Source organism: Streptococcus minor DSM 17118 (assembly GCF_000377005.1).
In the GTDB taxonomy this organism is placed as follows: Bacteria; Bacillota; Bacilli; order Lactobacillales; family Streptococcaceae; genus Streptococcus; species Streptococcus minor.
On sequence record NZ_AQYB01000019.1, the window covers coordinates 1 to 23,951 of the forward strand.

The following is a 23,951-nucleotide window of genomic DNA, read 5'->3' on the forward strand; positions in this document are numbered from 1 at the left end:
AGAAAATGATACAGAGATATAGAGCATTTTACGAAGGTAAGATGTATGGAGTTAAAGCTGTAATCTGGACCAGTCGCGGATTGTACGTGACGTTGGACGAGGGCAATAAGGCTGGTAGGCGTGTACGTGGTGCAGCCCTCATGCAATCCACAGGGCTGTTTGATGTAAATGGCAAGGAAATTTTCGAGGGGGATGTTGTCAGAGTAACATGCGAACATCCTATTGACTTTCCGGACTGCCAAGGTGTTGTGAGAATGTTAGAAGGGCGATACATGGTTTGTGATGACAAAACTGAGCGCGGTTCAGAATTGTTTTCAGAAATTTTCTCGAACGAAATCATCGGCAACATCTATGAGAACCCGGAATTTTTGGAGGAAGTTGAATGAAAAAGATAATACTAATTGTAATTTTATGTCTATTCTGGGCACTCACCCTGGCTTTGGCAAAGATGAACAACAGGATAATTGAACTAGAATCCAGACAACCAGTCATCATCTATCAAGTTGATAATGCTGGTGCAGCGATGATTGGTAAGGTCACAGGCAAGGCAATAGTTGATGGTAAGCACACGCTGGATTGCGGGATTTACGGTAAGTTTCTAGTAACTAAGGAAGTTTACGACAGCGTGCAGGTTGGGGATGATATACCGGAGGAGTTGAGGAAAAGAGGAAAAAATGAAACTAATTAAAGGGTCAAACACAACAGCCAAAGTGTTCACAAATATGGTTGATGATGTCACATCAAACCAAATTGAACTAATGCTCAATGAAGCTATAACTGAAGGAACTACTGTCAGAATTATGCCTGACACTCATTTTGGAAAAGGGGCAACCATTGGAACAACCATCAAACTTCCAGAAGATAGGTCCAAATGGAAGATTGCTCCTCAAGTGGTAGGTGTTGACTTGAGTTGTGGGATGATGTCGGTCAAAATCACAGAAAAGGATATTGACCTGAAAAAACTTGATGAAGTAGTTCATCAGGTAGTTCCAGCTGGAAACAGATTACATGCAATCCCACAAGGGAACATAGATGACCTTATTAGTTCACTGTCTTTTGCCCCAGAGAAAACAGAACAACACAAAAAAGGGCTTGGAACTCTTGGTGGCGGAAACCATTTTATAGAGCTAGCTCTTGACGAAGAAGGGAACTACTGGCTAACTGTACATTCTGGCTCAAGGTCATTTGGTGCTGAAATCGCAAGACATCACGAACAGGTTGCTAAGAAATATCATTCTGACCACACCAAAGAAATCAAGGAGATTATTTCCTCTTTGAAGTCACAAGGGAGGGAAAAAGAAATTGAGTCAGAACTTGTTTCTTTCAAAAGCAGTCTTACTTATCCAGAAATCCCCTACTTAGAGGGGGGATTGCTCCAAAACTACTTGAATGACATCAGGTTGGCTGACAGTTATGCAAACAGATCAAGACGGCTTATGCTTGAAAATATCGTAAAAGAGATGGGTTGGGAGATTAGTTTCTGCTTTGACTCTGTTCATAACAATATTGATGATGTCAACGGTATTATCAGAAAAGGTGCGACATCAGCACAAGAAGGAGAAATGCTGATCATACCATTGAACATGCGTGACGGTTCTTTGATTTGTGTAGGAAAAGGGAATGCTGACTGGAATTTCTCGGCCCCTCATGGAGCTGGTCGCCTTCTATCTCGGACAGCAGCTAGGAAACAAATCAAACTAGAAGATTATCAAGAGCAAATGAAAAATGTCTATACCTCTTCAGTAGGATTGGAAACACTGGATGAAGCTCCTGGAGCGTATAAACCAGCTCAGTTGATTATTTCTTCAATCTGGCCAACAGTGGATATAAAACACCACTTGAAGCCAGTGTATAACTTTAAAGCTCATTAAGGAGGTTAAAAATGAGACCAAAAAGAAGACCCTACACTGGAAAAATAAGAATTTTAAAAAAAGAAATGCCAAGATTTGTGAAACTTGGTTCAGTTGCACTCTGTAAGAAAATGGTTGAAAGCATTGAGGGAATACAGAGAGAGAACAGCTATACAACACGTTTACTTCTAAAGATACCTGGACCATTCTTTTCTTATGAGGAAAAGACAATCAGAGTGTCTATGGCATTTGATGAAGTAGTAAGTATCCTGAACCGTTACTAATACAAAAAAAAGCCAAGGCACTCTCTGCCTCGGACAATAATATATAGCAGTATTATTATACCATAAAAAGGAGAGAGTGTGTGGCTAGAAAGGAATTGACGAGCGCAGAGAAATTATTAAACGAACTGCGTACGATACCGAAAATCATCAATGAGTTGAAGTTGGATATTGAGCGAACAGAGGGTTCTTTACTTTCTAGCCCCCAGTGGTCCGATATGCGAGTGAATGGTGGAGTTCGTAAATCTCAGGAAGACAAGAATATCAGCATCATAGACACATCAGAATACAACCGTAAAGAAGTCGAACGATTGTTAAAGCGCAAAGAAGAGATATTGCAACTAATGAACGGTTTGGAATCAGAACAACGTTTGTTGTTGATTACCGCCTATGTTAATTGTGAATATCCAAATGATGCTTTAGATCGTCTTGGTTGGGGGAAGAGCAAGTTTTACACGGTCAAAAGATTGGCTATAAAACAATTAAACGGACTAATTCAACAATAAAACGGACTAAAACGGACTCCAACGGACATCCAAAAGTGTTATTATGATATTGTCAAGATACCAGGAAGAGACATATCTTTTTTCCTTGCGTCAATTATTTTTTGATGAACACTAACCTATTAGTCAAACCGGGTATCAAAATATGGGCTTAGCCTAGATAATCTGTGGCGACACAGGAAAACTAAGATTATGGCGTATCAATCTTAGTGCCAGCAATGGTCAATCTAAGCAATCCAATTCTTGTGCTATTCGACGGGTAGCGACGTGCGAAGTTAAAGAGTATTATCCAAGAGCCAATCGGTGATGGACTGTGTCAGCAGTGCTTGAAACGAACACGGAGAAAGAAGAAGGTATCAAAGTTCGAGGGTCGCGCTAAGAGCGGATACCATGTCACTTGATTTTGGGTTGATTACCCAAGAGCATGTGACAATCCTGAAAGTTGCCAACTGGAGGGGAATGACAGGCGTTGCGCATTTTGTTTCTCAAAAGGAAACGAAACGCATGGCGATGCACGTCTGTGATATGCCGATAACCAAACTTGTGTTATTTATATTTTATGAAATAATAAGGAATATATATAAAAAGCGAAAGCCATCGCCCGTCGCAAACGAAAGTGTACTTCGGTAGTTCGACTACCTGCTCAAGTCTCGCAAGGACGAGAGCAAAGTCAAAGAGTAAAGCAGCTTAGACCTTTAGCGGGGTTTTCGTTAATTGAAAAATGGCTTAGTAGTTTGTGATGTAAGGAGTGGTTGGTCTAACCAACCGTGCATGATTGTTACTGGAAGGGATTCTAGTGGATAAGCGACTAAAACATAAGGTTGCGAAAGACAATCGTTTAGACGTGTAATCTCAGCGTTTTTAGGAAGGCTCTTAGTGTAGAGGTAGCACATCAAGCTCCAACCTTGATAGCGTGGGTTCAATTCCTACAGAGTCTGTTTTAAACCGTGGTCTCAGTATCGACTTAAGCGGTATGGGAGAGGTTGTAGAAGTATACATGTCACTGCTTTTTCAGTTCTGTGTTCGATTCACAGCCACGGAGTACAGTCACACACTAGTGTGGCTTTTTTTGATTGGAGGTGGTTAGCTAGTGTGATTATTGCTATATATTTTATTCAAACAAACACCACTAGATATTATGAAACCACAAAAACTAACAATAGCCAATGGTAGAAGAATCTTAACAGATTACGATAGTAGACAGAAAGAATACCAGGACTACAACAAATCACGTTGGAAATACAACAAAGAAGTAATACAGTTTTACAACTCTCCCATTTGGCGTAAAACGAGTAAGATGGTACTGCTTGAAAATGATTACGTTTGTGCAGTCTGTGGAGGAGAAGCAACGATGACTGACCACGTTGTCAGTATCAAAAAAGATTGGTCTAAGCGTTTAGATCGCGATAATTTACAACCAATTTGCAAAGCATGCAACGACGCTAAAGGTTCTTGGAGATAGAAGGGAGGTACACCGTGGGACGAAATATGAAAGTGTTGTCGGCTACTAAAAAACATTTAACAAAATCTGAAAAAGATAAACGGAAAGAAGCAGAGGAGTTGGCTTCGGACGGTCTTGCGATGCTCCCAAACGCTCCTTCTGCCCACTTAAATGATGTTGCCAAAACGGAATACAAAAGAGTGATTACAGGCTTACGAAAGCTACCGCTACGAAACCTAGATAAAGCTATCCTAGAAAACTACTGCACTTGGTACGCAGTTTATAAGGAAATCTCACAGAAGATTGACGAGCAAGGCTTGGTCATCTTTGATGAAGATAAAGGTTGGCTTGCAAATCCACTTATTCTTACCTTGGAAAAAGCAACTACTAATATCCGTATGACAGCAAGCCAGTTAGGATTGACAGTTGATAGCCGGATGAAGATGTTCACTCCGAAACAGGAGGAGAAGAAAGAAAGTTTGTTCGATAAATTTGGAGGTTGAATAAGGTCTCATTTCAAATGCGACCTTTATCTGAACAACTAGAAAGGAGGTCATTTCAATATCTTACGATTATTCCATGATAAGCGACGAGTATAAAGATGTCGCTTTTTATTATGCTAAAGATGTAGTAGATGGAAAGGTAAGAGCTGGTAAGAAAGTCATCAAAGCTTGTCTAAGGCATTTAAATGACCTCAAAAAGATTAACAATCCCAATTCGATGTACACTTACATCCCTGACAAAGCGCAGAATACAATTGATTTCCTTGAAATGCTACCAGATGTCAAGACAGGCAAGACCTACCCTCTAGCTAGATTTCAAAAATTTATCATCTCAAGCCTTTACGGATGGCGAAAAAAAGCTGACCATTCTATAAGGCGATTCAGAAAGGCACTTGTATCTGTCGCTCGTAAAAATGGGAAAACCATTCTTATTGCTGGCATTTTACTTTATGAGTTTTTGTTTGGTAAAAATCCAGCATTAAGCCGACAACTATTCTGTACTGCCAACGACAGAACACAAGCTAAAATAGCATGGACGATGGCAAAGAAACAGCTGGAAGCTCTCAGAGCCAAGGTACCGGATATTAAGAAAGCAACCAAGGTAACAAGGGATGAATTGTTTAACAAGAACGATGAATCCTATATCCGAGCATTAAGTCGTGATACTGGTGCAGTGGATGGTTTCGAACCTTATGTCGGTGTTCTTGATGAGTATGCAGCATCCAAAACTAATGAGATGCTAGAACTTTTGGAATCTGGTCAAGGACAATTAGACAACCCTTTCATTTTTATTATTTCAACGGCAGGTCTTGACTTGAATGTACCAATGCACACCATCGAATATAGTTACTCAGAAAAAATTCTTAATCAGGAAGTCGAAGATGATTCTTACTTCTGCTACATAGCTGAACAAGATAACGAAACTGAAATCGCAGATGAAGAAAATTGGATAAAATCAAATCCTATTCTTGAAGTGGAAGCCTTAAAAGAAAAAATTACGGAGTATCTCCGTAAACGGAGAAAGACTTCTCTTGAAACTGGTGAAATAAACAAAGTCCTTGTTAAAAACTTTAACATGTGGAGACAATCTAGCGAAGAGTCCTATATGGATAAGAAAACTTGGTATAAAGCTAAGATTGATAAACCAGATACAACTAAGCGAAGAGTTTGGATTGGTGTGGATGTTGGTAGAACGAGTGACTTATTCGCCATCACACCAATAGCACAAATGGATGACTATTGGTACATTGATAACTTTTCGTTTGTAGCTACCAAGTATGGTCTCATTGCCAAAGAGAAACGAGATGGTGTTTCTTATACCAATCTTGAAAGACAAGGATATTGTGAAATCACTACTCTTGAATCCGGGGTGATTGATGATGAGCGTGTACTGGAAAAATTAGAAGAAATGGTTTATACGAACGATTGGGAAGTACATGGCATTTGCTATGATCCATATCAGTTCGGTTCTCTATTGACTATGATTGAGAAGCGACACCCTGAATGGCCACTCATCGAGATTTCTCAAACCACAAGGATTTTGAATATGCCAACTAAACAATTCAGAGATGATGTCAAAACTGGCAAGATAAAACACTCTGGAAATCCTTTGTTGACAATGGCTTTTAACAATGCTTTTACCAAGGTGGATAACAATGGTATGCGGATTGACAAGAACAAAAATAGTAACAAAATTGACCCAGCGGATGCTGGGTTAAATGCTTATGCAGTCTGTTTCCTAGAACCATTTGACGGTTCAGGATACTGGACAGACGAAAAAATATTAGAAACGGAGAGTATGTTTTAAATGGGCGGAGCGATTTGATCACCTGAAAAGAAAATGTTTGTAGCTACAAAGGAAAGAAGCGAGCTAAAAATGATTGCTTGTGCAACCTTTCGTAGAAAAGATAATATTCTTGAGTTTCGTTTTATTTATACCGATGACCTTGTTGTTGGAAAAGAACTTGCAGAAGAAATTTTACAAGAAGAAAATAAATATGTTGAGCTTGTAGACATAGAATTGATTGAGGAGGTGAATTCATGAAATGGTTATTATCGCACATCCATACTATTTTGCTTGTATTGGGTTTTGGTTTTGTGGCTTATGCCGCTTTTTTATTTTCTGATAAACTCGGTTTTTTAGCGACAGGGATGTTATTGGTTTCATTGGCAGCCATTATCAACCTTTCCGCAGGTCAAAGCGGATAGAAAAGAGGTCACTATGACTAACAAACGTATCAAGAAGAAATGGTCGCGGATTGAGAGATTAGAAAACAAACTCGCTCAATTGACAGCGGAAAATATTTTATTAACTGATGCACTACGAAATCATGCAGATAATATCAGAGATTTGGATGACATTGTTAAACGCAATGCCCAAGCTACAAATTCGAGATTTGACAAAATCGAGAAGCAAGTGACCAATATCAATGCAAAGAAATATTGGTTCGGTCGGAAATAGGGGGGGATTGTATGCTTTATAGAAAAAAGCCCATCTTAATCGAAGCTGCGAAGTGGACTGGTGAAAATGTTAAGGAAATAATGGAGTTTATGGGAATCCCACATATTAGCTACGAGATACCTTCAGGAAAATTGTCAGTTGTAACACCTGAAGGTGTCATGACCGCTAAGAAAGGCGACTATATCATCAAGGGTGTCCGAGGCGAATTATACCCTTGTAAACCTGACATCTTTGAGCAAACTTATGAGCAAGTAGTCTAGGAGGTGGTCACTCATCTTGACTGGTAGGAAAGACTACTGTTTATTTATAAAAAAAGAAAGGAGTTAGAAATATAAATGAGTTTTTTTCAATCATTAGGAGGAAAGGTCTCCTATGATGATTACATCTCTTCTGTTTTATCTGGCAATTCCACCCCCTCTTATGTTGGTATTTCTGCTTTGAAAAATAGTGATATTTTGACAGCAGTATCTATCATCGCAGGCGATGTGGCAAGATTCCCACTAATCAAGAAAACCATTTCTGGAGATATTGAAAAAGATGATGATATTAACTATTTGTTGAATGTCAGATCTACTAAAAATGCCACAGCCAGAGACTGGAAGTTCGCTATGGTTGTAAATGCAATTCTAACTGGGAATAGCTATTCTCGTGTTTTACGAGATCCATTAACTGGAAAAGCATTAGAATTTCAATTTTATAAACCATCTCAAACAACTGTGGAAGAAACAGACAACCGTGATATTTTGTATAAATTTTTTGATTCCTCAACAGGTCAAGAAATCAAATGTAGTTCAGACGATGTAATCCACTGGAAATTTTTTACCCATGATACAATTCTTGGTCGCTCTCCTCTATTATCTTTGGCTGATGAAATATCACTGCAAGACGAGGGAACACGAACTCTCTTGAAGTTTTTCAAAGATGGTTTTTCAAGCGGTATTTTGAAGCTTAAAGGCTCACAATTGAGCGGAGAGGCACGTAAAAAAGCCCGAATGGACTTTGAGAAGATGCGAGAGGGGTCAGCAGGTGGAAGTCCGCTAGTATTTGATGACACTCAGGAATATTCACCTTTAGAAATAGACACTAAAGTCTTACAACTTATCAGTAGCAATAATTTTTCTACTGCTCAAATTGCTAAAGTCTTGCGTGTTCCGAGTTATAAGTTAGGTGTTAACAGCCCTAACCAGTCTGTGGCGCAACTGATGGATGACTACGTATCAAATGATATGCCATTTTATTTGGATGCCATAACCAGTGAACTAGGACTTAAAATCCTGAACAAAGATGACAGGAAGAAGTATCGTATCGAATTTGATACACGAGGAGTGACCGGGTTTACTGTTGACGAGGTGCGGAATATGGTTAACAACCAATTGCTCACACCAAATCAGGGATTGGAACAACTCGGACTACCTAAGTCTGATGATCCTGATATGGATAGATACCAGTCTAGCTTGAACTATGTATTCCTTGATAAAAAAGAGGAATACCAAAAACAAGGATTGAAAGGAGGTGAGACAAAGGATGCCAAAGAGAATTAAGTTAAGAGGGCCTCTTATCCCAAATAATAGCCAAGAAGCTTATGATTATTGGGGGCTCGAAGCTGTTAGTGCTAAATCTATCGCAGAAGCTCTACCAGAAGATGGTTCAGATGTTGTGTTAGAGGTCAACTCAAACGGAGGACTAGTAACCGTCGGAAGCGATATATACACAACATTGAAAAATTATTCTGGCCACATCACAGCGGAAGTAACTGGTATGGCTGCTAGTGCTGCATCTGTCGCTATCATGGGAGCTGACAAGGTTGTTATCAGTCCAACAGCTCAAATTATGATTCATAAAGCGCTATTTGGTTGGGTATCTGGTAACAGCGATGACCTAGATAAAGCATCAAATGCTTTGAAAGCGAGCGACAAAGCCATTATCAACGCTTATGTGGCAAAAACTGGAATGGCAGAAGATGACATCATGGAATTGATGAAGGCTGAAACCTACATGTCTGCGCAAGAGGCGGTAGATAAGGGTTTTGCAGACGAAGTGATGACATTTGAAGACCAAGAAGCCGTTGCTAGTCTAGAAAATGGAATGCTACCGCAGGCTGTTATTGATGATTTTTACGCTAACCGTAGCAAGCGTAAACAAGAAATCCAGAACATGCTACGAGAAATTGAAAAAGAAGAAATCTTACAAGGGCTATAAAGTCCTTTTTATTTTGGAGGAAAACACATGTTTGATGAAAAAATCAAAGAATTAAAAGCTGCTATCGCCAATATTCAATCAACAATTACGACAAAAACTGCGGAAATCAAGGACGCTCTTGAAGCGGATGACCTTGAAACTGCAAAAGCTTTGAAAGCAGATGTTGCAACTGCAAAAGCTAACCTTGTTACAGCTCAAGAAAATTTAACTATGTTTGAAGATGCTCTAACTACAGGCGGTGCAGAAAACAAAGGAGGACAAGAAGTGGTGACAGAAACTCAGACTTATCGCGATAGTGTTAATGAATTTATCCGATCTAAGGGTAAAATGGTCAATGAAAATTTACGCATTGAGGGTAAAGATGAAGTGTTGCTTCCGATGAATGAAGTAACACCAGTCAATCCTGAAACTGATGGCGTAAAGAAAGCCGATGTCAAACCAATTTCAAGCGAAGAAATCATTTACACACCAGCTCGTGAAGTAAAGACCGTTGTTGATTTGAAACAATTTGCCACAATTCATCACGCTAAGAAAGCAACTGGTAAATATCCGGTATTACAACGTGCGACTGATAAACTGATCAGCGTGCAAGAGCTGGAGAAAAATCCAAAACTCGCAAAACCGCAATTCAAAAATGTTGAATGGACAGTTACAACTTATCGTGGCGCTGTTCCGTTGTCTCAAGAATCCATTGATGATGCAGATGTGGACTTGGTTGGACTTGTATCTGAAACCATTGGACAAATGCGAGTGAACACTACTAATGATGCAATCGCTACTGTATTGAAAACTTTCGGGGCTAAGACTGTCCAAAACCTTGATGAAGTGAAAAAACTTCTTAACGTTGATTTGGACCCAGCTTACAATGTTGCCTTCATTGTATCGCAAAGTTTCTATCAAATCCTTGACACTTTGAAAGACAAGAATGGTCGCTACTTGCTACAAGATTCTATCACATCCGCGACAGGGAAAGTGTTCCTAGGCCGCCCTGTCTTTGTCCTTTCTGATGATGTGCTTGGCGAAAATAAAGCTTTTGTTGGTGATTTCAAACGTGGTGTATTATTTGCTGACCGTAAGGAATTAGGTCTACGTTGGACTGACAACGAAATCTATGGTCAATACTTGCAGGCTGTTCTTAGATTTGGTGTTGCGAAGATTGACGAACAAGCAGGTTTCTTTGTAACTTATACACCCTAAACCAGCCGCACTAGAGGCGGCTAAGCCAACAAATGCTAATACTATACCTGAAATTAAAGCGTATCTAGATAAGAAGGGGATTTCCTACACTCCATCCATGAATAAGTCTGAGTTACTAGCTCTTGTTGGATGATAGGAGGGATATATGGCAATCACACAGGAATATCTAGATAAGGTAAAAATGTATTGCAAGATTGACTTGGGATACGAGGATGAGATTTTAAAAGAAATCATCATTCCAGCTGTCCAAGAACAAATCTGCTTTGCAATCGAGGAGGGTTCTACTCCTGCAACGTTTGAAGATTTTCCAAAGTTTGATTTAGCTGTTATGAAGCAAGTCAAAGAGGAATACGAACATCGTGGTCTATCAGCGGGTAGGGAACGCTATCCGCTAGCTAACGGTGTCTTGAATATTATCCATCAATTACGCTTGCGTGACGGAGGTGATTAGTATAGACACTAGCAGAATGAATACACGGATTACATTTTACTCAAAAACGGCTGGCCAGAATGAAGATGGAGAAGTTGTTGATGCAGTGAGAACCAATGTTTACAGTTGTTGGGCAGAAGTACCAAAGACGAATACCAAAGATTTCAAAGTAGGTGGGAAGTCCTATGTAGGGGATTTGCAACAAAACGGTCAAAAACCATTGGAATCATACAAAGATGTTAAAACATTCATCATCCGCTATCATCCAAAACCTCCTTTTGATAACTCCATGTACATAGATTTCAACGGTCTGGAATATAAAATCACAGAGCTAGAAATCGACTATGCCGACAAGGAAAATATCTTGGTTAAGGGAGTGAGAATCTCATGACAAAGGGTGTTGATAAGATTTTAGCGAACCTTACCAAGCTACAAGTAAGAGCTCCGAGAGTCGCTCGTGCAGCAGTATCAGAAGTAGCAAAAGAATTTGCGAAAGAACTGGAAAAGAACACTCCTGAGAGTGAAGATATTTTTGGTCATTTGGCGGATGAAGTTGTTGTGACAGGGTTTAAAGGTGCTAGCGAAGGGATTATCTCGAAGGATATTGGTTATGGCCGAAAAACTGGATGGCGGTCTCACTTCCCTGATGATGGGACTATCTATCAAGCTCCGCAGGGCTTTAAGGAAAAGACAATCAATACAATGACTCCGAGAGCAAAAGAAATTTATGCCCAAAAGGTTAGAGAGGGGTTGAGATTATGATTGCTGAAGCTTTAGTCTATAGGCTTTTGAGCGTGGATGCAGAGCTCAACGAGCTACTGGATTCCATTAGGGGCGGTAAGTTCGGAAATGGTTATAAGCAAGGTATCTTCACATATGCAATCCCAGAAAACCCGGTGAATGTCATTAAGAAAGAATTAGCACCGTTTATTCGTATCAATCCTAACTATGACACACCGGCATACTATGCAGATGACGAGCCTTCAGCTACCGAATACCGTGTGACAATCAATTTTTGGTGTAAAACAGCCCATCAATCTGAACAGATTGCACGGCGGATGGATAAAATTTTAGAAAACGGCGGTTTTGAAAGATATACCGCAAACGAAAAACCAAGATACAAAGATGGCGATATTGACCTATTGATGAACATTAGGAAGTATCGCTTTTTTGATTGGTCAACAACAGAAAAAGAGGAATAAAAAATGGGAAAAGTAAAATTTGGTCTTAGCGCTTTCGAATATGGTGTTCTTAACGCCGAAGACAAAGTAACAGCGACTAAAAAAATACCAGGACTGAAGTCGGCAAAACTAGAATTGACGAATGAGATATTGACAGTTCCAGGAGATGATGGACCATTTGCTGTTATCTCAGCAGGCATTACAGATGCCAAACTGGAAATTGAAACACTCGACTTGAAATCTGAACATCGGAAAGATTTATACAATATCGAAGTCGAGAACGGTGTAGAAAAATACAATAAAAATCTGACACCAAACGACATTGCCTGTATGTTCCGTACTCGTATGGAAGATGGAAAATACATCTGGATTGGATTGCTTAAAGGAAAATTCAACGTTCCCGGCATGGATTTAGCAACTAAAGAAGGTACACCAGATCCAAAAACAGATTCAACAACAGGTAATTTCGTCGCTCGTGGGGATGATGAAGATGGTGATATTCTTTACATCGGACGGGAAGACAACCCAGGTTTCCAATTAACTGAGTTCCGCAAGATGGTATTCCCATCTACAGATTAAGCACACAGGCGGGTTTCCCCGCCTTTTTTTCTATAAGGAGTAAGTATGTACGAAATTAAACTAAACCAAGGTGGAGTTGAAAAGACTTTTAAAAAAGACTACATCAACGTAGAAGATAATCTTTTGGCATTGGAGCATCAGGTTCGTCAATCAGCTCTCTATCAAAATGAGAAAGCTTTTCTAGACCCTAAAAAGCACCGCACTTTGAACGAAGCTTATCTGCAAATGTTCGTTGACATGTTTGGGGGTGTTTTCAAGGTTGAGGATTTGAAGCGAGCTGATATGTCTATTCTTGAAACACTAAACGAACTGTATTTAGAAGCTTTGGGAGGGAAGAAAAAAGATTCCGAATCTGAAGGGGATGACCCAAAGGAATAACGCCTGAAGAGGCAAAGAAAAACTTGTTAAGTTGGATTGGTGTTCTTTTAGAACGTGGGCACACCATTTTAGATATAAAAAAAATGAAGCTATCAGATATTGAATTGATGGTAGCAGCTTTAGAAGCAAAACCTGCCGAAAACAAAGAAACGGTCATGGAGGGAACTTTAGACCAAGCCTTTCCATTTCTTTTTGGCTAGAAAGGAGGATAGATGTCAGTATCGAATTTAGGAGACTTAGTTGCAACAGCGCAATTGGATATATCGCCGTTTATGAACAACACAAGGCAGTTGCAAATTTATATGCGAGGTCTGGACAGTTCGTTAAGAACAGTGGAAAAAAGTTTTAAAGGTCAAAAAGATAAGTTATCTGGCTTAAAAGCCACTCATACCCAAGTAGGTCATAACCTAAAGGGGTATCAAGAGCTTTTAAAGAAACAGACAAATATATACAATAACTTAAAAACTGAAATTGGAGATGTAAATTCAGCTACTTCAAAACAAAAAGAATATTTAGTGGGCGCACAATCAGCTATGGCTGCTACCGCTTCAAAAGTGGCAGAGTTGCAATCGAAATACAACACCTTGACTCGTGAGATAGCTATCCAATCTAGCTCATGGACAACGGTAGGTGATAATCTAAGAAAATCTGGCGATGAATTAAAAACGTTCGGAGACAACCTCTCAGGAGTTGGGAAGTCGCTATCAATTGGGGTCACTGCTCCAATTCTAGCAGGCGCTGGATATGCCGTTAAAGCTGCGGTACAGTACGAATCTGCTTTCGCGGGTGTCCGCAAAACGGTGGATGAGACAGCAACAACTTCTTACGAAACACTATCAAAATCTATCCGTCAATTATCGAAAGAACTGCCTGCTAGCGCTGTAGAAATCGCAAATGTAGCAGAGATAGCCGGTCAACTCGGAATCAACGCAGACAATATCATCGGTTTTACAAAGGTTATGATTGACCTTGGAGAATCAACTAATATGTCCGCCACAAACGCTGCAACTGCTTTGGCTAAGTTTGCAAACATTACCAAGCTTGCCCCTGAAGATTACGAGAAGTTAGGATCATCAATTGTAGATTTAGGTAACAACTTCGCAACCACCGAAGAAAATATCACAGATATGGCTTTACGTTTAGCTGGTGCTGGTTCTCAAATCGGACTAAGCCAAGCAGATATCGTTGGTCTGTCAGCTGCTCTATCTTCTGTAGGCATTGAGGCTGAGATGGGTGGTACTGCCTTTTCTAAACTCATGGTTAAAATGCAATTAGCAGTAACTAGTGGTGCTGACGGAATGGCAAACCTGACAGAACAAACAGGATTGAGCCGTAGAGAATTTGAGTTATTGCTTGCTAATAGTCCTAAAGACTTCAAGGATTTAGCGGATTCAATTGGCATGACATCCACTGAGATGGCTAATATTGTCAAGGCTTCCGCAAACTTGGAAGATTTCTCTAGAATCGCTGGGATGACTGCTGACGAGTTTAAGCAAAAATTTGAAACAGATGCAGTTGGAGCTATTGGAGCGTTTATCAATGGTCTAGGTACAGCTGAAGAAAAAGGTGAATCAGCCATTGAAATGTTAAATGAGATGGGTTTCACGGAAGTTCGTTTGAGAGATGCGCTATTGCGTTCAGGTAACGCCCAAGAGCTGTTTACAAAAGCTATAGATACGAGTAACGGTGCTTGGAAAGAGAACAAAGCCTTAACTGAAGAAGCCAACAAACGATATGAAACAGCCGAATCAAAATTGGAAATGCTCCGCAACGAAGTGACAGATGTTGCCATCGAGGTAGGTGGACCTCTTGTTGACGCTCTTCGCGATGGACTAGAAGCTGTCAAACCATGGATTCAGAAAGCTGCTGACCTAGCTAAAGCATTCAGTAAGCTAGACAAACAGCAGCAACAACAAATCATTAAGTGGGGATTTATAGCTGCCGCTGCAGGACCAGCCTTGAGTATTATGGGTAATGGAATAGGTGTTATTGGTTCGGTATTCAAAGGTCTTGGAACGATGTCTACTTTATTCGGTAAAGTATCCGGTGGATTACAAGCTGTAAAAGCCGGAGTTCCGATAGTAGAAGCATTTACCGGGGCAACAGCAACAGCAACGACAGCGACAAGTGGATGGGCTGGAGCTCTCGGGGTACTGGCTAGCCCGACTACTTGGACTGTGCTACTAGGAGGCGCTGCGATTGCAACTATAGGCTATTTCTCAGCGCAAGCCATTGATGCTAAGGCACGAACCGAAGAATGGGGAACAGAGGTCGATAGAGTGCAGGCCGGAGAGCTATCTCGATACAAGGAAAAAGTAGATGAGATGACACAGTCAATGGAGCTTTTCGGCACAAACAGCAAGAATGATATTGAAGAAGTTGAGAGTGCTGTAAAGAGTCTGGTTGATGAAATCACGAAGTTAACTGACGAGCAGTTGGCCAAGGATATAGAACTTGCTAAGAAATTAGGCCTCAGTGACGAGGTCGTAAATGCCTTGAAGAAGAACGCTGAAGAGAGCAAGGTATATACTCAACGCGTCAGTGATGAAATATTATCCATCTACCAGAGACATTCAAATGACCGGACGAAATTATCTGCTGCTGAAAAAGAGACGGTCAAAGGGTATCAAACTGAACTTATCAATAAGCAGTTAGAATTGATGAACTACTCTAAATCAGAGAGAGTTGCTATTCAAAAAGCTTTGAACGGTGAGTTATACGAGTTGAACAAGACTCAACTGGATAGCTTGTGGATGCAAACCTCCAACTGGATGAAGGATGAGAAGAAAACATACAAAGAGCACAAAGCTAAATTAAAAAGCTTGTTGGAAAAAACAGGCGAAGAAGATGTTGCTGCACGTCAGGAAATCAATAAGCAACTGGAGCAATTGGAATCTGATCACGTTGCTGTCATGGACACTTACAAAGATAAATTTATCGCTATCATGAGGGAAAAGTGGGAGCGAGAAAAGGAAATATATCGTGATAGTCCAGAGCAATTGGAAGCTTTACAAAATTCCTACCAAGATATTTTAGATAAGTACGGCATGACTTGGGAAGAGTTCAGCGCTATTACTTCAGAAAATACAGAAAGCGTTGCTAGTGATTTTAAATATCTTGGTAAAATCATCGAAGGTATGAGCGAACAAGCTGTTGAGGCTAATAAAAGTTGGAAAAACCTAATTTGGGATGAGAAAAGCGCAACATTGAAATCTAACGCACTAGAAGAAATTAAGAATGCATCGCTATCAGAAGAAGGTTGGAACAACCTGAATTTTATTTTGAAAAATGCGACTATTGATAGCAATGCTAGACAAATGATTGTAGATGCAGTGTCTTCTACGGACAGATGGAATAAGTTATCTATCAACGAAAAACAAATGATTGTTGATGGCAATCAAGCGATGATTGAGATAGCCACTTCACAGGACTTGATAAACCAATGGAACGCCTTAACGCCGCAACAAAAACAATTGCTTGCAACAGATTTGACAGCAAACCCTACTCAATCAGCCCAGACAGCTATTGACAATGTGAAACAGCTGACACCTGCACAAATTCAAGCAAAAAATAACACTGCTAACCCAGTGAGAGAAGCCACAAGCACATTGGATAAAGTGAAAGATAAACATGTGTCCATCACAGCAGATGCTACCAATGCCAATATAGCTGTTGATAACCTCTTAGGTTCGTTGAATTCCTTAGTCGGTAGAACATGGACTACAGTTGTTAGGACTGTAACAGAAAAGGTTACAAAGAATGCAACCGGAACAAATTTCCATCCAGGCGGCCTGGCAATGGTCAATGACCAGAAAGGGTCAACCTATCGTGAGCTAATCACTTTACCAACAGGACACAGTTTTATTCCTGAAGGACGGGATGTCATCCTTCCGCTACCTCGTGGCTCCAAAGTCCTAAAAGCAAGCGATACTAAAAAACTATTTCCGCACTATGCAGAAGGAATTGGTTTTGAGAATACTGGTATCGCAAGGTTAGCTCAACGAATCAGCAGAATATCAACAACTCAGTCTATTAGTGTTGTTGGCAACGATAACTCTAATCTACAGCAACTACTATCTGTTTTAGTTGATTTGACAAGAGATGGAAATGTCATTACATCTAAAATGATAGATGCTATTGCAAAATTATCTATTGTTATTGATGGTGAACCAATCGCAAAATTTGTCACCGAACGTCAAAGTAAAAGAGAAGCTATTTTGAACGCAGTATATGGAAAGGGGTGGGATTGACCTTGGAAAAAGTATTTTTTAACGGTGTAGAGCTAACGAAATACATCACAGTTGCAAGAGGATTTACTTTGAATATAGGCGCTGATTTTGAGCCTAGTCTGAACAGCTACGATGTTTTAAGTGGAGCAGAATTTACCTACACACGTAAAAAAGAGAAAGTGATTCCTATTCCTTTTTACAATAAAACAGGCAGTTTTGAGGAATACAACTTGTTACTGAAAGCCTTAAATGTGGAAACTCCGAAAGAATTGAAGTTTTCAAGCTGGCCAAACAAAGTTTTTTATGCGATCCCTGTTGAAACACTGGATTTTGAAGTGTTGGCCAGAGCAAATGGAAGAGGAACGTTGAAATTTATCGTAGCAGACGGTCTAGCTCATTCAACTAATCAACGTCCTTTTTCGTTTACTAGGAATGAAGAAGGGATATTAGAAGCGACGATTGTCAATGAAGGCAGCGAACCTGTATCAGTTGATTATGAGGTAAAACTCAAAAAAGAGTCAGGTTTTTTAGGTATTGCTAGTCCTTATGGTGCTATACAATTTGGAAAGGTAGAAGAAGTAGACGGATTAGTTGCCGAAAAGAACGTAGTTTTATCAAGTAATAAGGCTGGAAATTTCGCGAACTGGACTGATGGAACTGTATTTTACGAGAGTCAAAACAAAAAATCGGTTACTAACATGTCATCAGATACCGCAGATGGCGGTCGTTTAGGTTTGTTGCCTAGTAGTTTTTCCAACAATGCTAATGGTGTACAGTTTGGCGCTATCAAAGAGCTAACATTGTCCGAAACTGCCCAAAATTGGTACATCTGGGCTAGGGCTTGCTTTGAGACTGGTCTGGTTAACCAGACTGGGGCATGGTGCTTGGCTGTGGTCGATGACCAAAATCGTTTTATCGCTGGGATGGCCATTGAGAAGACGAATACGACTGCCAATATTGCTACTGTCCATTTTTTAATGGGTGATGGAGCAGGAGGAAGTCGGTCTGTAAAATCAATCAACTTTACTCCTCACGCTGGACTAAGCAACCCTTACGGTAGCGAGGCTCGAAAACAAAATCGAAACATGTTTGATATAAAAAAAGAGGGTGAAAAAGTAACCTTCTTTTGGTATGGTTCGTACCATTCTTCGCATGAATCCAAGATTAAAAACGCTGTCGCAAAGAAAGTCCAGTTTTTTACAGGGCAGTACAGAGGTCGCACCGCAGGCAATCAGCTTGTGTCTGTGCATTACCTAAATGATTTTAGTTTTACTAAAATTAAAGTACCGTACTGGAAAGACATCCCCAACCGCTATTCAGCCGGTAGTGTTTTGCGCGTAGTTGGGCAAGAGGGTAAGTTGTATGTTAATAACCAACTTGCTCCTGATGGCGAAATTATGGGAACGAAGTTTTTTAAAGTCCCACCCGGTGAAACCAAGGTTCAGTTGCTAGTATCCAGTTTTTCGGAAGTTGAGAGTGCAGTAGCAAAAATTAAGGAGGCATATATTTGATGGAAAATGTACGCATTGCCATCCGAGATTCAACCGATAGTTTCAATATCGGTTTTTTTGATAACCAAGCAGGCATTAAGTATAATTCAGCAGATCTAAACCGATTTTTGGCTGGTTCGGCTAGCATACTTACGCTACGCTATTATTCCAAAGACATTGATACAATCAGAACAGGTTGTAAATTGTCGTTTGAATACAAAGACGAAAGTTATTGGTTAAATATCCTTGAGGTCAAGAAAACAGGATTTAATGTTGAGTTGACAGCCTTCTCCACGAACCTAGAAGATAATAATGAAGTAATTGGCCCATATAAAGCCCAGTCTGGAGAAAAGATTGTGAGCTATATCAACCGATTTGATCCAGAACATGCTTTTACCATCGGTATCAATGAGGTTGCGGATAAGTCTATCAAACTAGAGTGGACAGGCAAAGATACTGTTTTGGCTAGGTTGTATTCTGTTGCTAATTTTTTTGATGCCGAATTAGAATTTGTCACGCAGCTGAATAGCGACTACTCATTAAAACGACATGTTCTGAACATTTACAAAAAAGGCAATCTTGGCAGAGTAATCAATTCTCCTGTCCGAGTCGGTAAAGATTTAAAAACAATCGACTACGAGGATAGTATCAAAGAATTGCGTACAGCAGTTTACTGTAAGGGTAAAGATGGAATAACTATAGCTGGTCTGAATAAAAAAGTTTATGATGACAAGGGTAAGCTCCTATACTTTACAGACGGTCCTTACTTACGAGCTCCGCAAGCAAAGGATAGGTATCCTTCTGTCGGCAAAAATAGCCCTGATGGTTATATCCTTTTGACCCTAGATGACACCGAACACGAAACTAAGGAAGCTTTGTATGGTTACATGCTTGGAAGAATCAAAGATGTCAGCAATCCCAAATTGACATTTACAGCAGAAGGCGGCTTTGATACTAAAATCGGAGACACTAGAATATTGATTGATGACGTTCACTTTGAACCAGAGTTATATGTTCAAGCTCGGGTCATTGAGACAGAAGAATCCATGTTAACAGGCAAGGTCAATCGGACAGTTTTTTCAAACTATGAGCGCAAATACAGCCAGTTATCAAATGACCTGCTCAAGCGGGTTGAGGAATTGGCTAAGGAAGCAATGCCTTACACGCTCGAATTGGGCACTAGCGCTGGCACAGCGTTCAAGAACGGAGCTGGCAATAGTCTGATAACCCCAACGCTTAAAAAAGGCACAGAGACGGTTTCTGGGGCCTCTTTTAAATGGACAATAAACGGTACTAGTCAAACATCCAACACTTACACGATGTCTGCAAGCCAAGTCAATGGCACGCAACTGGCAATAGTTGAAGCTGTTTTGAATGACCAAGTTGTTGCTACATCTGAAATTACGTTTACCAATGTTTCAGACGGTCAGGATGGTCAACCGGGTCCGCCTGGAGCGCTAGACGAGGAACAACTGAATGACCTACAAGGCAAGATAGACAGCAAAGCAGATAGTCAATTGACCCAAGAACAGATTAACCATTTAATCGATAATAACTCTCAGTTAGAACGACAAATCCAATCTGCTTTAACGATGGCAGCTTTGGAGAAATGGGCAGAAGCTTATAACGAAACTGTAACTGCAGCTACAAAAGAAGCTAAGAAAAAAGCAGAAGAAGCGCTCTTAAAATCTTCGGAGCGTTTGATAGAAATTACAAAACTAGGTGAAAAAGCTCAGAGATGGGAAACTTCAATAGGATATATCCAAGCAGATGGAAATAGTTTCACCATTGCTCAAGATGGTTCGGATACTAAGTTTATCGTAACTAATGATGTGATTAGTTTCGTTTCTGGAGGTAAGGCTGTTATGACTTTAACCAAGGGAGAGTTGTCTGTAAATAACGGTGTATTTGCTTTGTCAGTTCGAGTAGGACGATTTGTGGTAGCACCGCTTGAAAGCAATCCAGATATCAATGTCATCAGATATGTAGGGGAGGTGAGCTAGAATGACACGCACAGTTAATTTTAGTGGAGCATACGGACACAATGTTCAGATGGATCTTAACTATGGGACTGTCTCGCAAAACCCATCAAGTAATAGCTCACGCATCCGTGTCTGGGTTACATTACGTTCGAACGGTTATGGAGCTATTTGGGGAAGCTACCCTCTATCAGTAAATGTAAATGGAATATCTAGCACAGAAAATGTCCCAGTTAATATCAACACTAACTCATCTGTGACGATATGGGTAAAGGAGTACGATATTTCTCATAGCGGGGATGGCACTAAGACAGTTTCTATATCTGCTTCGCTAGCTGTTAATGTATCTGGATATGGTGTAGCTAGTGCTTCTGCTAACTATACCTTGGCAACCATTGCAAGAGCTAGCACAGTTTCAATCGGGCAAGTTGTTATTGGTCAGTCAGTTACCGTTTCGATTAGCCGAAAAAGCTCTAGTGCTAAGCATGTCATAAGGTATGGATTTGGTGCTGCAAACGATACTATTGCAACCAATGTTGATACTACTTATATATGGCATGTGCCTCCTGAACTAGCTAAGCAAATACCAAATGATACTGCAAGCAAGGGTACAATTTGGGTAGATACGTACTTTGGTAATACAAAAGTTGGAACCAGTGCTGCTGTGTTTGATATTTCAATCCCAGACAGTTACAAACCTACTCTGAGCAGCATCAGCTTGACAGATACCAATGTCAAGGCTCAGTCCCTATTTCCTGACCCTCATACTTATATCCAAGATGTTTCTAATGTCAAGATTACCTTTAATGGTGCTAGTGGCGCACCTGGCTCCACTATTGCACAATACGAAGCAGTCATAGTTGGTAAATCAAATAGTACAGGCTCAAATGGAGGTACTTTAGGAAATATGCCCTATAGTGGCTCTGCTGTAGTCCGTGCTAGGGTACAGGACAGTCGTGGTCGATGGTCTGATCCAAAAAATGTAACTATCAATATCTTGCCTTATCACACTCCAAAACTGTCATTTACTGTGGTTCGTGAGGGAAAAGACGGTTCTAAGCTGTCAATTAAACGCGAGGCTGTCATAACCTCTCTCATGGCAGGAAATACTCAGAAGAATACTCTAAGCCTTGCCTTTAAGGTTGCAAGAGGAGCCTCTACGGTATTTACAGTAGATAATGGACCAGCAGCTGGAACTTGGAATCAACCAACTATAGTGACAGAAGCCTTGCTGGCAGGTACTTACCCAACTGATAGCGCTTGGGTAGTCGAGGGCGTTCTATCAGATAAATTTAATAGCGCAGAATTTAGGGCTGTTGTGCCAACCGCATCTGGCGTAGGTGCTTATGACAAAAACGGGCGCTGGGGATTTGGTCAGATACCAGACCGAGGCAAGCCTGGCTCAATTAATGTTGCTGGCGATATTTATGCTAATGGGAAGCTAATCCAGCAACATCAACTGACAAATAACAATGGTCGCTCTCCTTACAATGCGAGCGGAACTGTTGACCTAAACACAAAGACGATTAATAGTTTTTTCTCTTGTAACGAGCCTAAAAACGGCCCGGCGGTTGGAACAGGCTTAAATCAGTTTTATATTGCGGTCTATTCGGAAAGTGATAATTATTTATCACAGAATGCCATACAGAAAAACTCAGGTCGGATGTTTACTAGAACGAGACATAACGGAAACTGGACTGCATGGACAGTGCAAGGTCTGGATAGTTTCTATCCTGTTGGATCAATCTACCAAAGCACATCATCAATCAATCCAGCTACATTCATGGGTGGAACCTGGGAACGCTTCGGAAACGGCCGTGTTCTAGTCGGAGTAGACGAAAACGATGCTGATTTCAACACATCTGGAAAAACAGGCGGTGGTAAATTGCTTGCAGGTCTTAGACGGGTAGCAGCAGCTTTTGGTTTAGCGACAACTAGTAGTTACGGTGGTCGTGTAGTTGTTGCTGATCAAAATAAAACATCGGCAGAAGTAGAAGTTACTTCGTCAAACTTGCAACCGTATATTACCATTTATCGCTGGCGAAGAATTGGCTAGAAAGGAGCCTACATGATTAACAATTTGAAGTTGGAATTTGGGGAAAAATCCCTGGACTATCTAAACGGTCAGCCTTACAGGACGAGGGTTGTCTTAAAAAACGATGATGGAGCTTACTACCCTATCTTTTTTGAGCCAGATGCAATCGAAAAGACAGATGCTGAACTCTATCAAATGGCTCTTGATGTTGTCTATCAAAAAAATTCGTATCAACGAGCAGAAAGTGAAAAATTCGATGAATACGATGGCATCATCAAAGAAATTAAGAAAGTATCTGATAAAGTCGATGAAACAATAAAAATTGTTTCTACTACAACTCTTGAAATTGGGAATATGGTCTATGATCAACAAGATATTTTAAATCAATTGCTGGAAAGGATGAATTTAAAAGTGAATGAAGATGGTATATTGGTTGATAAAATTGTGGAGGTGGAAGGAGGTGAATGATATGGCATTAGTAATGTTATGGGTAAACGCAATTCTAGACGGTCGCAAGAAACTGTCAGATGTGCATCGTCGATTGCGTCCAGCAGTAAAAGAAGAATTGATCGCACAAGGTTTCGAAGAATTTACAAAAGAAGAAGGGAAGTAGATTGGTGCATGAGGGCTTACATAATGTGTTAAAAGAGCTTATGCCACTAATCAATGTAATTGCTCCTAGCTATCTAGCGTACCTTGCTACAAAATCCAGCAATCTTAACAAGCAACAATTTAGCGAGTTAAAAAATGATTTGGACAAAGTCAGTAAGACTGTATCCAACAACAGTAGTACATTAGATAGAGTACAGCTGGATATTGCAGATGTTCGGCATGGTGAAATGAGGACACAAAGACACATGCTTTATCATGCATTAGATGTATCCATAGAACGTGGTTATACAACAGTCGAGGAGCGCAGAGAAATGGCTATGCTCTATGAGAGTTATACAAAATTAGGTGGGAATGGAGAGATTAAGGCTCTATACAAAGTATTTGAAAAACTAGAAACGAGGACAAATCAATGAAACTCAATTGGAAAGTGCGTTTTAACGCTAAAAACAAGGCATTTCTGGCACGTTTTGCTGTAGCAGTGTTATTGCCTATCTTGGGCTATTACGGCCTTAAAACAAGCGATTTGACAACGTGGCAGGCTGTTTTAGATGTCATTGTCAAAGCTCTATCAAATCCTTACGTTTTAGGGATGATGGTTGTCAA

Annotated in this window: 30 protein-coding genes and 1 tRNA gene; all 31 read left to right on the top strand. The window is 40.3% G+C overall.

The window, feature by feature from the left end:
- Positions 1 to 386: YopX family protein (locus F602_RS0100665; RefSeq protein WP_018166019.1), on the top strand; the 386-nt coding region annotated here is incomplete at its 5' end.
- A complete protein-coding gene (locus F602_RS0100670; RefSeq protein ID WP_018166047.1) occupies positions 383 to 688 on the top strand; it encodes a DUF1372 family protein in 306 nt (101 codons plus the stop codon). The genes F602_RS0100665 and F602_RS0100670, both read left to right, overlap by 4 nt.
- On the top strand, positions 675 to 1,871 hold the full coding sequence (locus F602_RS0100675) for an RtcB family protein (protein WP_018166048.1): 1,197 nt from the start codon (positions 675 to 677) through the stop codon (positions 1,869 to 1,871). Before F602_RS0100670 ends, F602_RS0100675 begins: the two co-directional genes overlap by 14 nt.
- Positions 1,872 to 1,882: 11 nt before the next feature.
- Complete coding sequence (locus F602_RS0100680) at positions 1,883 to 2,134, top strand: hypothetical protein (protein WP_018166049.1); 252 nt, start codon at positions 1,883 to 1,885, stop codon at positions 2,132 to 2,134.
- An 80-nt stretch (positions 2,135 to 2,214) separates the two neighbouring features.
- On the top strand, positions 2,215 to 2,637 hold the full coding sequence (locus F602_RS0100685) for a DUF1492 domain-containing protein (RefSeq protein WP_018166050.1): 423 nt from the start codon (positions 2,215 to 2,217) through the stop codon (positions 2,635 to 2,637).
- An 864-nt stretch (positions 2,638 to 3,501) separates the two neighbouring features.
- Positions 3,502 to 3,572, top strand: a tRNA-Trp gene (locus F602_RS0100695).
- Positions 3,573 to 3,772: 200 nt separating this feature from the next.
- Entirely contained in the window at positions 3,773 to 4,096 is a 324-nt protein-coding gene (locus tag F602_RS0100700; protein WP_026183234.1) for an HNH endonuclease, read from the top strand.
- A gap of 14 nt (positions 4,097 to 4,110) precedes the next feature.
- The gene (locus F602_RS0100705) at positions 4,111 to 4,578 is read left to right on the top strand and encodes a phage terminase small subunit P27 family (RefSeq protein WP_026183235.1); all 468 of its coding nucleotides are present in this window, start codon (positions 4,111 to 4,113) and stop codon (positions 4,576 to 4,578) included.
- A 52-nt stretch (positions 4,579 to 4,630) separates the two neighbouring features.
- Entirely contained in the window at positions 4,631 to 6,385 is a 1,755-nt protein-coding gene (locus F602_RS0100710) for a terminase large subunit (RefSeq protein WP_026183236.1), read from the top strand.
- A 33-nt stretch (positions 6,386 to 6,418) separates the two neighbouring features.
- Positions 6,419 to 6,622, top strand: coding sequence for a hypothetical protein (locus F602_RS10820; RefSeq protein ID WP_156801830.1), 204 nt, complete (start codon positions 6,419 to 6,421; stop codon positions 6,620 to 6,622).
- Positions 6,619 to 6,786, top strand: coding sequence for a hypothetical protein (locus F602_RS10825; RefSeq protein ID WP_018166056.1), 168 nt, complete (start codon positions 6,619 to 6,621; stop codon positions 6,784 to 6,786). Before F602_RS10820 ends, F602_RS10825 begins: the two co-directional genes overlap by 4 nt.
- Positions 6,787 to 6,799: 13 nt before the next feature.
- Positions 6,800 to 7,039, top strand: a complete 240-nt coding sequence (locus F602_RS0100725) for a hypothetical protein (RefSeq protein ID WP_018166057.1) — start codon at positions 6,800 to 6,802, stop codon at positions 7,037 to 7,039.
- Between the two features lie 11 nt (positions 7,040 to 7,050).
- On the top strand, positions 7,051 to 7,299 hold the full coding sequence (locus F602_RS0100730; protein WP_018166058.1) for a hypothetical protein: 249 nt from the start codon (positions 7,051 to 7,053) through the stop codon (positions 7,297 to 7,299).
- A gap of 75 nt (positions 7,300 to 7,374) precedes the next feature.
- Entirely contained in the window at positions 7,375 to 8,580 is a 1,206-nt protein-coding gene (locus F602_RS0100735) for a phage portal protein (RefSeq protein ID WP_018166059.1), read from the top strand.
- Positions 8,564 to 9,238, top strand: coding sequence for a head maturation protease, ClpP-related (locus F602_RS0100740; RefSeq protein ID WP_018166060.1), 675 nt, complete (start codon positions 8,564 to 8,566; stop codon positions 9,236 to 9,238). Before F602_RS0100735 ends, F602_RS0100740 begins: the two co-directional genes overlap by 17 nt.
- Before the next feature lie 27 nt (positions 9,239 to 9,265).
- Entirely contained in the window at positions 9,266 to 10,435 is a 1,170-nt protein-coding gene (locus F602_RS0100745) for a phage major capsid protein (protein WP_018166061.1), read from the top strand.
- 145 nt (positions 10,436 to 10,580) lie between these two features.
- A complete protein-coding gene (locus tag F602_RS0100750) occupies positions 10,581 to 10,886 on the top strand; it encodes a head-tail connector protein (RefSeq protein ID WP_018166062.1) in 306 nt (101 codons plus the stop codon).
- Complete coding sequence (locus F602_RS0100755; RefSeq protein ID WP_425423226.1) at positions 10,879 to 11,256, top strand: phage head completion protein; 378 nt, start codon at positions 10,879 to 10,881, stop codon at positions 11,254 to 11,256. Before F602_RS0100750 ends, F602_RS0100755 begins: the two co-directional genes overlap by 8 nt.
- A complete protein-coding gene (locus F602_RS0100760; protein WP_018166064.1) occupies positions 11,253 to 11,627 on the top strand; it encodes an HK97-gp10 family putative phage morphogenesis protein in 375 nt (124 codons plus the stop codon). The genes F602_RS0100755 and F602_RS0100760 overlap by 4 nt, the downstream gene beginning before the upstream one ends.
- The gene (locus tag F602_RS10830; RefSeq protein WP_018166065.1) at positions 11,624 to 12,067 is read left to right on the top strand and encodes a hypothetical protein; all 444 of its coding nucleotides are present in this window, start codon (positions 11,624 to 11,626) and stop codon (positions 12,065 to 12,067) included. Before F602_RS0100760 ends, F602_RS10830 begins: the two co-directional genes overlap by 4 nt.
- Before the next feature lie 3 nt (positions 12,068 to 12,070).
- Entirely contained in the window at positions 12,071 to 12,625 is a 555-nt protein-coding gene (locus tag F602_RS10835; protein ID WP_018166066.1) for a major tail protein, read from the top strand.
- 45 nt (positions 12,626 to 12,670) lie between these two features.
- Complete coding sequence (locus tag F602_RS0100775; protein WP_018166067.1) at positions 12,671 to 13,003, top strand: hypothetical protein; 333 nt, start codon at positions 12,671 to 12,673, stop codon at positions 13,001 to 13,003.
- Positions 13,004 to 13,026: 23 nt separating this feature from the next.
- Positions 13,027 to 13,203 (top strand): hypothetical protein, encoded by a 177-nt coding sequence (locus tag F602_RS10960; RefSeq protein ID WP_018166068.1) that lies wholly within the window; start codon positions 13,027 to 13,029, stop codon positions 13,201 to 13,203.
- A gap of 72 nt (positions 13,204 to 13,275) precedes the next feature.
- Entirely contained in the window at positions 13,276 to 17,253 is a 3,978-nt protein-coding gene (locus F602_RS10195; RefSeq protein WP_169331161.1) for a phage tail tape measure protein, read from the top strand.
- A gap of 2 nt (positions 17,254 to 17,255) precedes the next feature.
- Complete coding sequence (locus tag F602_RS0100790; protein WP_026183238.1) at positions 17,256 to 18,743, top strand: distal tail protein Dit; 1,488 nt, start codon at positions 17,256 to 17,258, stop codon at positions 18,741 to 18,743.
- Positions 18,743 to 20,725 (top strand): phage tail protein, encoded by a 1,983-nt coding sequence (locus F602_RS10200; protein ID WP_018166071.1) that lies wholly within the window; start codon positions 18,743 to 18,745, stop codon positions 20,723 to 20,725. Before F602_RS0100790 ends, F602_RS10200 begins: the two co-directional genes overlap by 1 nt.
- A gap of 1 nt (position 20,726) precedes the next feature.
- Positions 20,727 to 22,757, top strand: a complete 2,031-nt coding sequence (locus F602_RS10205) for a DUF859 family phage minor structural protein (protein ID WP_018166072.1) — start codon at positions 20,727 to 20,729, stop codon at positions 22,755 to 22,757.
- A 12-nt stretch (positions 22,758 to 22,769) separates the two neighbouring features.
- The gene (locus F602_RS10210; RefSeq protein WP_018166073.1) at positions 22,770 to 23,204 is read left to right on the top strand and encodes a DUF1366 domain-containing protein; all 435 of its coding nucleotides are present in this window, start codon (positions 22,770 to 22,772) and stop codon (positions 23,202 to 23,204) included.
- 1 nt (position 23,205) lies between these two features.
- Complete coding sequence (locus F602_RS10840) at positions 23,206 to 23,349, top strand: hypothetical protein (RefSeq protein WP_018166074.1); 144 nt, start codon at positions 23,206 to 23,208, stop codon at positions 23,347 to 23,349.
- 40 nt (positions 23,350 to 23,389) lie between these two features.
- Complete coding sequence (locus tag F602_RS10545; RefSeq protein ID WP_156801832.1) at positions 23,390 to 23,761, top strand: hypothetical protein; 372 nt, start codon at positions 23,390 to 23,392, stop codon at positions 23,759 to 23,761.
- The coding region (locus tag F602_RS0100820; protein ID WP_018166046.1) for a phage holin at positions 23,758 to 23,951 on the top strand (194 nt) is incomplete at its 3' end. The genes F602_RS10545 and F602_RS0100820, both read left to right, overlap by 4 nt.